The organism is Rhizobium sp. AP16 (assembly GCF_000281735.1).
Classification (GTDB): domain Bacteria; phylum Pseudomonadota; class Alphaproteobacteria; order Rhizobiales; family Rhizobiaceae; genus Rhizobium; species Rhizobium rhizogenes.
The window spans coordinates 68439-81036 of record NZ_AJVM01000069.1 but is presented as its reverse complement, the minus strand read 5'-3'; the positions used below and the strand labels follow the sequence as shown (position 1 = coordinate 81036).

The following is a 12598-nucleotide window of genomic DNA, read 5'->3' as shown; positions in this document are numbered from 1 at the left end:
TCAGGAAACTATCGCGCCCCGAAAATCGCCGACCCGACACGGACACTCGTAGCGCCGAAGGCAACCGCGATCTCATAATCACTCGACATGCCCATCGAGAGCTTGTCTACGCCGGCCTTTCTCGCCAGTTTGGCCAGGAGCCCGAAATGCGGCCCCGGATTCTCGTCCGCTGGCGGAATGCACATCAAGCCCTCAATCGAAAGCCCAAGCTCGTTACGGCAGAGATCGACAAAGGCGACGGTATCGTCGGGCGCAATCCCGGCCTTCTGCGGCTCCAGGCCGGTATTGACCTGCACGTAAAGCCTGATCGCCTTGCCCTGCCGCTTGATTTCATCGGCAAGCGCACGGGCGATCTTTTCCCGGTCGACCGTCTCGATGACGTCGAACAGCGCCACGGCGTCGGCCGCCTTGTTCGATTGCAGCGGTCCGATCAGATGCAGCTCGATGTCGGGCGTCTCGGCTTTCAGCGCCGGCCATTTGCCCTGGCTTTCCTGCACACGGTTTTCGCCGAACACGCGCTGACCAGCCGAGATCGCCGGGCGGATCGCGTCGGCATCGAAGGTCTTGGAGACGGCAACGAGCTGCACGGCGCCACCGGGCCGGCCGGCCTGACGTTCCGCCACCGCGATATGGGAACGAACCTCGTTCAACCGCTCTTGAAGTTCCATCTTTTCGCCTCGATATATCTGCCTATTCCCGAGACTTTGCAGTAATGAGGCAAGCGGCCTTTGCCAAGGGTGAATGCCGCAGAATCGGGCTTTGCATTGCAAGATAAAGCACTTGCCGTGCCTGCTAAACTTGACGCTTGGTTGGTTTCGTGATGAAGGTCACGGCCAACTCCCCATGATTTTCCGGAATACAAGAACAGATGGCTACCGAACGTTATAACCCGCGCGATGCCGAACCCCGCTGGCAGCAGAAATGGAACGATGAGAACGTCTTTCTCACCGACAACGCCGATCCGCGCGAGAAATATTACGTCCTAGAGATGTTCCCCTATCCGTCGGGCCGCATCCATATGGGCCATGTGCGCAACTACGCCATGGGCGACGTCGTCGCCCGCTACAAGCGCGCCCGCGGCTACAATGTCCTGCACCCCATGGGCTGGGACGCCTTCGGCATGCCGGCGGAAAACGCCGCGCGCGACAACAAGGTGCATCCGAAGGAGTGGACCTACCAGAACATCGCCTCGATGAAGGCGCAGTTGAAGGCCATGGGCCTGTCGCTGGACTGGAGCCGCGAATTCGCCACCTGCGACGTCGAATATTATCATCGCCAGCAGATGCTCTTCATCGACATGATGCAGAAGGGCCTGATCTACCGCAAGAAGTCCAAGGTCAACTGGGATCCGGTCGACAACACCGTGCTTGCCAACGAGCAGGTCATCGACGGCCGCGGCTGGCGCTCCGGTGCATTGGTCGAGCAGCGCGAGTTGACGCAGTGGTTCTTCAAGATCACCGATTTCAGCCAGGAACTGCTGGACGCGCTGGATACGCTCGACCATTGGCCCGAAAAAGTGCGGCTGATGCAGAAGAACTGGATCGGCCGCTCCGAGGGGCTGACGATCCGCTGGGAGATCGTGCCCGAGACCTCGCCAAATGCCGACCGCGAGATTGCCGTCTATACGACGCGCCCGGACACGCTGTTCGGCGCCTCCTTCCTGGCGATTTCGGCGGACCATCCGCTGGCCAGGGAAGCCTCGGCGCTCAATCCTGAGATCGACGCCTTCTGCGAGGAATGCCGCCGCGCAGGCACCTCGCTCGCCGCATTGGAGACCGCCGCGAAGAAGGGCATGGACACGGGTATCCGCGTCCGCCATCCGCTCGACCCGTCCTGGGAACTGCCGGTCTATGTCGCCAACTTCGTACTGATGGACTACGGCACGGGCGCCATCTTCGGCTGCCCTTCCGGCGACCAGCGCGACCTGGATTTCGCCCGCAAATATGACCTGCCGGTCATTCCCGTCGTTATGCCCAGAGACGGCGACGCCGCAAGCTTTGCCATCGGCGATGTCGCTTATGACGGCGACGGCGTGATGATCAATTCGCGCTTCCTCGACGGCATGAGCCCGGAAGAAGCATTTGAGACGGTGGCAACGAAACTGTCGGCGGTAAGCCTCGGCAATGTGCCGCAGGCCGAACGCAAGGTGAATTTCCGCCTGCGCGACTGGGGCATTTCTCGCCAGCGCTATTGGGGCTGCCCGATCCCGGTCATCCATTGCGACGATTGCGGCGTCTTGCCGGTGCCGAAAGAGGATCTGCCGGTCAAGCTGCCGGATGATGTCACCTTCGACCTGCCGGGCAATCCGCTCGACCGCCATCCGACCTGGCGACATGTCGCCTGCCCGCAATGCGGCAAGGATGCGCGTCGCGAAACCGACACCATGGACACCTTCGTCGATTCGAGCTGGTACTACACCCGCTTCACGGCCCCCTGGGCCGACGAGCCGACCGACAAGGCCGCCGCCGATCATTGGCTACCGGTCGATCAGTACATCGGCGGTATCGAGCATGCGATCCTGCATCTGCTCTATTCGCGCTTCTTTACCCGCGCCATGCGCGAGACAGGCCATGTCGACGCCAGGGAGCCCTTCAAGGGCCTGTTTACGCAGGGCATGGTGGTTCACGAGACCTATAGCCGCGGCAATGGCCTGACGCGCGAATGGGTGTCTCCGGCCGATATTTGCATCGAGGAAACCGACGGCCAGCGCCGCGCGACCCTGCTGTCGACTGGCGAGGACATTGCCATCGGCGCCATCGAGAAGATGTCGAAGTCGAAGAAGAACGTCGTCGACCCGGACGATATCATCGCCTCCTACGGCGCCGATACCGCCCGCTTCTTCGTGCTCTCCGATTCGCCACCCGACCGTGACGTCATCTGGTCGGAGGCGGGCGTCGAAGGCGCGCATCGCTTCACGCAGCGTATGTGGCGCCTGGTGTCCGAAGCCGCCGACGAGCTGAAAGCCGTTACTTCCGTTCCGGCTAAGGAAGGCGAGGCGCTGGCAATTTCCCAGATCGCCCACCGCACCCTGAAGGCCGTTCAGGCCGATTACGACAAGCTCGCCTTCAACAAGGCGGTCGCGCGCATCTACGAATTCGTCAACGCGCTGGCCGCACCGTTGGCAAAGGTTGCCGCCGGCGGAACCGATAGCAGCTATCGTTCCGCCGCTCGCGAGGCGGTCGAAATCCTGATCGCGCTGGTCGCGCCGATCACGCCGCATCTGGCGGAAGAATGCTCGACAGCGCTTGGCAACACGCATCTCGTCGCCATGAGCGCCTGGCCTGAATATGACGACGTACTCGTCGTCGAGAACGAGATCGTCTATCCGGTGCAGATCAATGGCAAGAAGCGCGCCGAATTGACAATTGCGCGCGATGCGGATCAGAATACCGTGCAGCAGGCCGTACTCGCCTTGGATGCCGTAGCAAGCGCATTGAATGGTCAGGCGCCAAAGAAGATCATCGTCGTTCCACAGAGGATCGTAAACATTGTCGTCTGATAAGCTCTTCAAACTCGCCCGCCTTGCAGGCGTTGCGTCTGTGATTGCCGTTGCGGGTCTCTTGTCATCCTGCCAGGTGCGGCCGCTTTATGCTCTGAGCACAGGGGTTACGCAGAAGCTTGCCGATGTCTCCTTCTCCGACGCCAATTCGCGCGTCGGCCAGGAAGTCCGCAATCAGCTGATCTTCATCGCCGGTCGCGGCGCAGGCGAGACAAAGACACCGAAATATACGGTCGATCTGAGCGTCAGCTCCGGCACCGCCGGTGTTCTCTATCTGCCGTCCTCGGCGACATCGGGCGCCGGCCGCACCACCGTCACGGCATCCTTCACGCTGAAGAATGCCAGCGATGGTAAGGTGCTCAAATCCGGAAGCCGCGCGGTTATCTCGCTATTGGACTACCCGACCCAGGAATTCGCCAAGCAGCGCGCCATTCGTGATTCGGAAGACCGCGCCGCCCGTGAAGTTGCCGAGATGGTCGCCGCCGATATCGCCGCCGCACTTAGCCGCTGATCTGAGCGCGCGGTATGTCGGAGATCAAATCCCACGAGTTTGACGGATTCCTTCAAAACGCCGCGCGCAATTATCGTCTTTTCGTCATCTATGGCCCGGATCGCGGCCTTGTCTCCGAAAGAGCAGGGCAGGTGGCCGGCAAGACCGGTGTTGACCTCAAGGACCCTTTTTCACTGATCAAGCTCGATGTCGGCGATCTCCAAAACGATGCCGGCCGATTGCTCGACGAGGTCAACGCCATCGGCCTGTTCGGCGGTGAAAAACTGGTCTGGATTCGCGGCGCGGCCAACGAAAAAGCGCTGATCGATTCGCTGCAGATCATCGCCGACAATCCTCCCGACGCCAGTTTTGTCATCATCGAAGCCGGCGACCTCAAGAAGGGCTCCGGCCTGCGCAAGGTAGCCGAAGCATCCCGCAAGATCGCGACCGTCCCTTGTTACGCCGATGACGGCCGCGCGCTGAACAGTCTGATCGACACCGAGCTTGCGAGCGAAAATCTGCGTATCTCGCCCGCCGCGCGGCAGATGCTGCTCGAGCTGTTGGGCGGCGACCGGATCGCATCGCGCAACGAGGTGCGCAAGCTGGCGCTCTATTGTCGCGGGGAGGGGACGATCGAAGAGGGTCATGTCGCCGACATTATCGGTGACGCCAGCGCCATTTCCGCGGATGATGCCGTCGATGCCATCCTGAAGGGCGATTCGGATGCCTTTCTGCATGCCATGCAGAAGATCGCCGCCTCCAAGACGTCGATGTTTCTGGTGCTACAGGGCTGCCTGAGGCAGTTTCAGCTTTTGGACGTCATGCGTACGGAGATGGACGAGAAACGTGTGCCGCCGGCGCAAGTCATGCAGACACTCGGCCGTCATCTGCATTTCCGCCGCAAGCCCATCATCGAGCAGGCACTCCGGAGCTGGACGGCGCCGGCTATTGCCCGCGAAATGAACCGCCTGCAGTCGGCCATCCTGCAGACCAGACAGCGCGCTAGTCTCGAAGACACGATCGCCACACAGACATTGTTGGCGACCACGCTACAATCGGCCCGCAAGAGCTAGAGCGCCATCTTCATTTGAAGGTGGGACGATCTCTTTAACATATTGATTTTAAATAATAATATTATCTGCTTTCGAATGACGCCATCCGAAAGCAGATGTCCCAGTGTTTCACGGGAAACAGCTCAGCGCCGCTCGAGCAGCCGGCAGATTTCTTCCAGCTGTTCCAAGGTCTTATAGGAAATCTTCACCTGACCGCCATTGCCGCGATGGTTGATCGCGACATCAAGCCCGAGCGTATCGGAGAGGGTGCGCTCCAGTGCCAGCGTATCGGAATCCTTATCATCCTTGCGGGCGCTAGCCGGCCGAGGATCATTCTGTGCCTTGATATCGTTCTGCGCCAGCCGCTCGGCGTCGCGAACCGACATCCCCTTGGAGACGATCGTGCGAGCAAGCGTTGCCGGGTCGGAGGTCGACACCAGCGCGCGAGCATGGCCAGCCGAAAGGCTACCGCCGGCGAGCATGTCGCGAACCGGCTCCGGCAGCTTCAGCAGGCGCAGCGAATTGGCGACATGGCTGCGGCTTTTGCCGATGATTTCACCGAGATCGTTCTGCGTATAGCCATGTTCGGCAATCAGCTGCTCATAGCCCAGCGCTTCTTCGAGCGGGTTGAGATCGGCTCGCTGAACGTTTTCGACGATAGCAATTTCCAACGCCGTCTTATCATCAACGTCGCGGACAATGACCGGAATCTCAATCAAACCAGCGAGTTGCGCCGCACGCCAGCGTCTTTCGCCCGCGATAATCTCGTAGCGATCGGCAGAAACCGTACGCACGACGACGGGCTGCACGATGCCGTGCTGGCGGATCGAACTGGCAAGGTCGTGCAGTTCGGTTTCATCGAAATAGCGGCGCGGATTCTTCGGATTGCGGCTGATGAATTCGATCGGCACCATGCGATCCGGATTTACGCCCGGTCTGCCGGCCTCCACGGGCGTCGGCTGATCCATCTCTCCGATAAGAGCCGCCAGACCGCGCCCGAGGCGCCGTTTCGAAAGATCATCATTCATCGCAATACTCACTCCAGAACAAATACACTATCAGGCAGCCGCCTTCCGCTGCCGCTCCCGCTGGATAACTTCCGACGCCAGTTGCAGATAGGCCTGGCTGCCGGCGCATTTCAGATCGTAAAGGATCGCTGGCTTGCCATAAGAAGGCGCCTCGGACACGCGGACGTTGCGTGGAATCAACGTATGGTAGACTTTTTCACCAAGATGGGTCCGCACATCATTGACGACCTGCTGCGCGAGATTGTTGCGGGAATCGAACATCGTCAACACAATCCCCTGAATATCCAGGGATGGATTGACGGTGCGACGCACCTGATCGACCGTTTCCAGCAACTGGCTGAGGCCTTCCAGCGCGAAGAATTCGCACTGCAGCGGCACCAGGACTGAATGCGCTGCCGCCATGGCGTTCATCGTCAGCAAATTGAACGAGGGTGGGCAATCCACCAAAATATAGGAGAAAGCCGTTGCACCAGCGCCGTTCAGAGCCCGGCGCAGCCGGAAAACGCGGTCAGGCTGCTGCGCGATCTCCATTTCGACGCCGAGCAGGTCCATTGTCGAGGGGACGATGTAAAGATTCGGTACAGCCGTCTCCTGAACCGTATCCAGGATCGTATGCGTACCAACAAGAAGATCGTAGGAGGACACTTTTCGGTCGCGACGGTCGATACCGAGGCCGGTGCTGGCATTTCCTTGCGGATCGAGATCGACGATCAGGACGCGCTCGCCAATAGCGGCCAGGGCCGTGGCCAGGTTGATCGCGGTGGTTGTCTTGCCAACACCACCCTTTTGGTTTGCGATAGTAATAATCCGGTTTCGCTCGCCGATCATTTGCCGCATATCCATCATGGTTAAATTCGACGACGAGGGCGCGTTAACTCCAAGATCACGGAATCGCTCTCGACAACACTATTGTGTTTTACCAGATCGAACTCCCAACGACCACGGGCTTTGTGGACCTCGCGTTCGTAATCCCGGCCTTTATGCAGCAGCAGGCGTAGGTTTTCATTGCGCTCGGCCCATGGCGCCACGTAATCCAGCAGCATATCCAGCTCGGCAAGCGCCCGCGCCGAGATCACGTCACAATCGGCAATGATCTTCGGCGCTTCCTCGATACGCACTGCATGAACGGCGCCGCGAGCCTCGCATTCCCGAAGGCAAACCCGCAGAAACGCTGCTTTTTTCTGGTTGCTTTCCACCAGATCGACATGTCCATCCTTCTGCTCAGCCAAGAGAATCGCGGTTATGATCCCTGGAAAGCCGCCGCCGCTTCCGAGGTCTACCCAGCGCGCCGGCTTCGGATGAAGCTGAAAGATCTGAGCGCTATCAGCAATATGCCGGCGCCAGAGATCATCGACGGTAGACGGCGCCACCAGATTGATGGTCTTCGCCCACTTCTGGAAGAGCTCGGCAAAGTGCTGCAGCCGTCCCTGTGTTTCACGTGAAACACGCACACCGTTTAATTCCATGACAGGACTCTCACACCTTGCAATGCCTTGATATCACGAGACAAGCTTCCGCTCGTCCACCACCGTCAGCTTGCGCAGATGCGCGAGCAGCAGCGAGATCGCCGCCGGTGTCATCCCATCTATCCTCGATGCCTGGGCGATATTCTTCGGCTGCGCCTTTGCCAGCTTCTGCTTCAGCTCGTTCGACAGACCTGACAGAATCAAAAAATCGAAATCCTGCGGGATAAGCCGCTCTTCCTCACGCCGAACCTGAACGATATCCGAGGTCTGCCGATCCATATAAACCGCATAGGCAGCCTCAATTTCGACCGCTTCAACGACACGCCGATCGATCGACCGCAGTTCCGGCCATAAACCGGACAATGAATCGATCGAATGCTCCGGATAGGACAGGAGATCATAAGCCGTCCGGCGCTGACCATCCTTGTTGAGATGCAGCCCAGCCTTCTCCGCCTCACTCGGCGTAACGCTCAACGCCTTCAGCTGACTGCGCGCCCATTCAAGCTTTTCCATATAATCACCAAACCGGTCAGCACGGGCGCTGCCGACACAGCCGATAGTCAAACCAAGCGGTGTCAGACGGACATCGGCATTATCAGCGCGTAGCGACAGCCGATATTCGGCGCGCGAGGTGAACATGCGATAGGGTTCGGCAACACCGCGCGAGGTGAGATCGTCGATCATCACGCCGATATAGGATTCGGTTCGGCTAAGCTGGATTGCATCACCACCCCCAGACAATCGCGCCGCGTTGAGACCGGCGATCAGCCCCTGCGCTCCTGCTTCCTCATAGCCGGTGGTGCCATTGATCTGTCCGGCCAGGAAAAGACCCGGGATCTTCATCACCTCAAGCGACGGCTTCAATTCGCGCGGATCGACGTGGTCATACTCGATGGCATAACCGCATTGCAGGATCCGGACTCGTTCCAGACCCGGAATGGTCCTGATGAACGCATCCTGGACCTCTTCGGGGAGGGAGGTCGATACGCCGTTGGGATAGACCGTCGTATCGTCAAGCCCTTCCGGCTCCAGAAAGATCTGATGGCCGTCACGCTCGCCGAACTTGACGATCTTGTCTTCTATCGACGGACAATAGCGCGGTCCAACACCCTCGATCTGCCCGGAATACATTGCCGAACGCATGAGATTATCGACGATGATCTTGTGCGTCGCTGGCGTCGTTCGAGTCACACCGCATTCGATCTGCGGATTCACGATACGATCGGTCATGAAAGAGAAGGGTACCGGTTCATCGTCGGCGCCCTGGCGCCCGACCGCATTCCAGTCGATTGTCGAACCATCGAGACGCGCGGGCGTTCCGGTCTTCAAGCGCGCAAGCGCAAGCCCATAGCGCTCCAGCGTCCCCGATAGACCAACCGATGGCTCTTCACCGACACGGCCCGCAGGAATTTTCCTGTCGCCAATATGGATCAGGCCGCGCAAAAAAGTACCGGTCGTCAGGACAACGGCGCCGCAACGGATGGTCCGGCCATCCTTCAGAACCACCGCGGAGACGCGGCCGTCGCTGATGGTCAGATCAAAGGCATCGCCTTCAATAATGTCGAGATTTTCGATCGCGCCGATCTCGGCCTGCATGGCGAGACGATAAAGCTTGCGGTCAGCCTGCGTGCGCGGACCTCGAACCGCCGGGCCCTTTTTCCGGTTCAGCATCCGGAATTGAATGCCACCGGCGTCGGCGACGCGGCCCATCAAGCCATCGAGTGCGTCGATCTCCCGAACAAGGTGGCCCTTGCCGAGGCCGCCGATCGCCGGATTACAGGACATCACGCCGATCGTATCGCGTTTGTGGGTGACCAGCGCCGTCTTCGCGCCCAGCCGCGCGGCTGCGGCCGCAGCTTCGCTGCCCGCATGTCCGCCGCCAACGACGATCACATCATATATAGTCTCGAGCATTGCCAAGCCCTCAGTGTTGCCGTCTGTTTGGCACACCAATTTCAGGAGTCAAGAAGGTTTCACGTGAAACGTTTTGAACGACCCATTTCAAAGGTCGTGTTTCACGTGAATCATTTGCCGATGCAGAATTCCGAGAAAATCACATCGAGAAGATCCTCGACATCGACCCTTCCGGTGATCCGTCCGAGACTATGCCCGGCCTGGCGAAGATATTCCGCGCGAATATCCAATCCCGCTGAGGTGGCGCTGACCGCCTGAGTCAACGCCTCCAGGCTCTCGGCCAGCAAAGTCCGATGTCTCAACCGGCTCGGCAGGGCCAATGACAAAGAAGCAGTACGCTCTTGCAGGTCTTCGACCAATAACTGATGCAATTCCGCCAGACCAGCGCCGGTGCTCGAGGAAATGCAGAGATCATACCCAGTTTCGTCCGCCGGATGAATATCCGCTTTGGTGCCGACACGGAAAACCCGGCCGCCAAAACCCGGAAAGTCGATCTGCGCGCCAGTTCCAATCTCGGCGAGCGAAAGGATGACATCGGCTTCCGCCGCTGTTCTCAGGGCACGCTTGATCCCTTCGCGTTCGATGACTTCCTCGGTTTCCCGCAATCCGGCGGTATCGTAGAGCCGAATCGCATATCCCTCTATATTGAGATCAACATGCAGAACATCGCGCGTCGTGCCGGCAATATCGGTGACGATCGCCACTTCACGACGCGCCAGCGCATTCATCAGGCTGGATTTGCCGGCGTTGGGTGCACCAGCGATAACAACCTTCAAACCGTCTCGCACGATCTCGCCGAAGCCGGCGCCGGCGAGATGTGCTGAGAGCTCGGCTCGCAGCTTCGCCATATCGCCCCAGACCATATCGGATACAGAACCTGGAACGTCGTCCTCGTCGGCGAAGTCCAGTTCCGCTTCGATCAGCGCGCGGGCGCGCGTTAGACGATCGGCCCATCCTTCGTAAAGCTTGGAAAGACCACCGGCGGCGTGCTCTACGGCCAAACGGCGCTGCATTTCCGTCTCGGCGGCGATGAGATCGGCGAGACCTTCAACTTCGACAAGATCCATCTTGCCGTTTTCCAAGGCCCGGCGCGAGAATTCACCATGCTCGGCTAGGCGGCAACCCTCGATATTGGAGAGTTCGCCCAGAAGAGCGGCGATAACGGCCTTGCCGCCGTGAACCTGGATTTCCGCGCAGTCCTCGCCTGTAAAGGAAGCCGGCGCCGGGAAAACCAAAACCAGTCCCCGGTCGATCGTTAAACCGTTACGAGTCCGAATCGTTTTCAAAGCCGCCTGTCGCGGCTTCGGCAAAGTACCGGCCAGCGCTGCAGCTGCGGCAAGCGCTTCCGGACCGCTAATCCGCACCACCGCGACACCAGCTGGAAGAGCACCGCTAGAAAGCGCAAAGATCGTATCGCCGATTGCATTCATCCAATTGATCCGCATCCGAATCGATTCCCGGCCTTATCAGCAATGGGTCGATTTCTAACTATCATCCAATCTGATCGGGCTTCCGTCGGGCTAACTCAAAACCGTTTGATGTTCCACGATATAGGGATCATGAAGGCGAAGAATATCCGTAATCGAAGCATTCGCTGCGCGAGCAAAACTACCAACACCAGCTCGATCTCAGTACGTGCTCTGAAGATTATAAACGAAATCGGGCCGCAAGCGCGACCCGATCCGTATTATCTCAGCCTCCGCCACCCATGAGTGACGGTCAATCCGGTTCAGGATTAGGTGTTCATCGAGTCGAAGAAATCCGGATTGTTCTTCGTCTGCTTCAGCTTATCGATCAGGAATTCGATCGCGTCGGTCGTGCCCATCGGAGCAAGGATACGGCGCAGGACGAAGATCTTCTGCAGATCCTGGCGCGGCACCAGCAGGTCTTCCTTACGCGTGCCGGACTTGAGGATGTCCATCGCCGGGAAGATGCGCTTGTCGGCGACCTTGCGGTCGAGCACGATTTCCGAGTTGCCCGTGCCCTTGAATTCTTCAAAGATCACTTCGTCCATGCGGCTGCCGGTATCGATCAGCGCGGTGGCAATGATCGTCAGCGAACCGCCTTCTTCGATATTACGCGCCGCGCCAAAGAAGCGCTTCGGGCGCTGTAGGGCGTTAGCATCGACACCGCCCGTCAGGACCTTACCAGACGAGGGAACGACGGTGTTGTAGGCACGACCAAGGCGCGTGATCGAATCGAGCAGGATGACAACGTCGCGGCCGTGTTCAACAAGGCGCTTTGCCTTCTCGATGACCATCTCGGCGACCTGGACGTGACGCACGGCCGGTTCGTCGAAAGTCGAGGAGACGACTTCTCCGCGCACGGAGCGCTGCATATCGGTGACTTCTTCCGGACGTTCGTCGATCAGCAGAACGATCAGATAGCAATCGGGATGGTTTGCCGTGATCGAATGGGCGATGTTCTGCAGCAGGACGGTCTTACCGGTACGCGGCGGCGCCACGATCAATCCGCGCTGGCCCTTGCCGAGCGGCGCCACGAGATCGATGACGCGAGACGACAGATCCTTGTTAGTGGGAACGTCGAGCTCCATACGGAAACGCTCGTTCGGATAGAGCGGCGTCAGATTGTCGAAGTGGACCTTGTGACGGATCTTTTCCGGATCGTCGAAGTTGATAGTGTTGACCTTCAGCAGCGCGAAATAGCGCTCGCCTTCCTTCGGTCCACGGATCGGCCCTTCGACGGTATCACCGGTCTTCAGCGAGAAACGGCGGATCTGCGACGGCGAAATATAGATATCGTCCGGGCCTGGCAGGTAATTGGCATTGGCGGAACGCAGGAAACCGAAACCGTCCTGCAAAACCTCGACAACGCCTTCCCCGATAATTTCAACATCCTGGCTGGCGAGCTCCTTCAGGATGGCAAACATCAGTTCCTGTTTGCGCATCGTGCTGGCGTTTTCGACCTCGAGCGATTCAGCAAAAGCCAGGAGTTCGGTCGGGGATTTGTTCTTAAGTTCTTGAAGCTTCATTTCAGCCATGAAGGGAATTACTCTATTTTAGAAGGGGAAAGGCAATGTTGGTCGTATTCAGAGCCGCGATGGGGGAGCTCGCGGGCGATAGAACTGATACATGCCACGAAGAAGAGATGGCGGGAAAATAGCGATTCAGTCAGCGCCCCGCAAGGGG

At 59.0% G+C, this 12598-nt stretch carries 10 protein-coding genes; 3 read left to right on the top strand and 7 right to left on the bottom strand.

What is annotated here, in order from left to right; all coding sequences use genetic code 11:
* Nucleotides 1-8 precede the first annotated feature (8 nt).
* Nucleotides 9-668: a YggS family pyridoxal phosphate-dependent enzyme gene (locus PMI03_RS22765; RefSeq protein ID WP_007698712.1), complete on the bottom strand. Its 660-nt coding sequence runs from the start codon at nucleotides 666-668 to the stop codon at nucleotides 9-11.
* A gap of 200 nt (nucleotides 669-868) precedes the next feature.
* Between PMI03_RS22765 and leuS the strand changes: the two genes are divergently transcribed.
* From leuS to holA, 3 genes are read left to right on the top strand one after another with little or no spacing between them, the layout of a single operon-like run.
* Nucleotides 869-3499 carry a leucine--tRNA ligase gene (gene leuS, locus PMI03_RS22760; RefSeq protein ID WP_007698709.1) on the top strand — a complete coding sequence of 877 codons (2631 nt, stop codon included), beginning with the start codon at nucleotides 869-871 and terminating at the stop codon, nucleotides 3497-3499.
* Nucleotides 3489-4010: an LPS assembly lipoprotein LptE gene (gene lptE / locus PMI03_RS22755; protein WP_007698707.1), complete on the top strand. Its 522-nt coding sequence runs from the start codon at nucleotides 3489-3491 to the stop codon at nucleotides 4008-4010. The genes leuS and lptE overlap by 11 nt, the downstream gene beginning before the upstream one ends.
* 14 nt (nucleotides 4011-4024) lie before the next feature.
* On the top strand, nucleotides 4025-5062 hold the full coding sequence (gene holA / locus PMI03_RS22750; protein WP_007698705.1) for a DNA polymerase III subunit delta: 1038 nt from the start codon (nucleotides 4025-4027) through the stop codon (nucleotides 5060-5062).
* Nucleotides 5063-5184: 122 nt separating this feature from the next.
* Here the strand turns inward: holA and PMI03_RS22745 are convergent, their stop codons facing one another.
* The 6 genes from PMI03_RS22745 to rho all read right to left on the bottom strand — a co-directional run bounded on the left by PMI03_RS22745 (nucleotide 5185) and on the right by rho (nucleotide 12450).
* On the bottom strand, nucleotides 5185-6069 hold the full coding sequence (locus PMI03_RS22745; protein WP_007698704.1) for a ParB/RepB/Spo0J family partition protein: 885 nt from the start codon (nucleotides 6067-6069) through the stop codon (nucleotides 5185-5187).
* 30 nt (nucleotides 6070-6099) lie between these two features.
* Nucleotides 6100-6897 (bottom strand): ParA family protein, encoded by a 798-nt coding sequence (locus PMI03_RS22740; RefSeq protein WP_007698702.1) that lies wholly within the window; start codon nucleotides 6895-6897, stop codon nucleotides 6100-6102.
* A gap of 20 nt (nucleotides 6898-6917) precedes the next feature.
* Nucleotides 6918-7535, bottom strand: coding sequence for a 16S rRNA (guanine(527)-N(7))-methyltransferase RsmG (gene rsmG / locus PMI03_RS22735; RefSeq protein ID WP_007698700.1), 618 nt, complete (start codon nucleotides 7533-7535; stop codon nucleotides 6918-6920).
* Nucleotides 7536-7568: 33 nt separating this feature from the next.
* A complete protein-coding gene (mnmG, locus tag PMI03_RS22730) occupies nucleotides 7569-9449 on the bottom strand; it encodes a tRNA uridine-5-carboxymethylaminomethyl(34) synthesis enzyme MnmG (protein WP_007698697.1) in 1881 nt (626 codons plus the stop codon).
* A gap of 110 nt (nucleotides 9450-9559) precedes the next feature.
* The gene (gene mnmE, locus PMI03_RS22725; RefSeq protein ID WP_007698695.1) at nucleotides 9560-10894 is read right to left on the bottom strand and encodes a tRNA uridine-5-carboxymethylaminomethyl(34) synthesis GTPase MnmE; all 1335 of its coding nucleotides are present in this window, start codon (nucleotides 10892-10894) and stop codon (nucleotides 9560-9562) included.
* Between the two features lie 290 nt (nucleotides 10895-11184).
* Complete coding sequence (gene rho, locus PMI03_RS22720) at nucleotides 11185-12450, bottom strand: transcription termination factor Rho (protein ID WP_007698693.1); 1266 nt, start codon at nucleotides 12448-12450, stop codon at nucleotides 11185-11187.
* Between the last annotated feature and the right edge of the window lie 148 nt (nucleotides 12451-12598).

Excerpts from the sequence above, each read along its gene's own strand:
- PMI03_RS22765 (WP_007698712.1), bottom strand. The coding sequence starts at position 668 with ATGGAACTTCAAGAGCGGTTGAACGAGGTTCGTTCCCATATCGCGGTG.
- leuS (WP_007698709.1), top strand. The coding sequence starts at position 869 with ATGGCTACCGAACGTTATAACCCGCGCGATGCCGAACCCCGCTGGCAG.
- holA (WP_007698705.1), top strand. The coding sequence starts at position 4,025 with ATGTCGGAGATCAAATCCCACGAGTTTGACGGATTCCTTCAAAACGCC.
- PMI03_RS22745 (WP_007698704.1), bottom strand. The coding sequence starts at position 6,069 with ATGAATGATGATCTTTCGAAACGGCGCCTCGGGCGCGGTCTGGCGGCT.
- PMI03_RS22740 (WP_007698702.1), bottom strand. The coding sequence starts at position 6,897 with ATGATCGGCGAGCGAAACCGGATTATTACTATCGCAAACCAAAAGGGT.
- rsmG (WP_007698700.1), bottom strand. The coding sequence starts at position 7,535 with ATGGAATTAAACGGTGTGCGTGTTTCACGTGAAACACAGGGACGGCTG.
- mnmG (WP_007698697.1), bottom strand. The coding sequence starts at position 9,449 with ATGCTCGAGACTATATATGATGTGATCGTCGTTGGCGGCGGACATGCG.
- mnmE (WP_007698695.1), bottom strand. The coding sequence starts at position 10,894 with ATGCGGATCAATTGGATGAATGCAATCGGCGATACGATCTTTGCGCTT.
- rho (WP_007698693.1), bottom strand. The coding sequence starts at position 12,450 with ATGGCTGAAATGAAGCTTCAAGAACTTAAGAACAAATCCCCGACCGAA.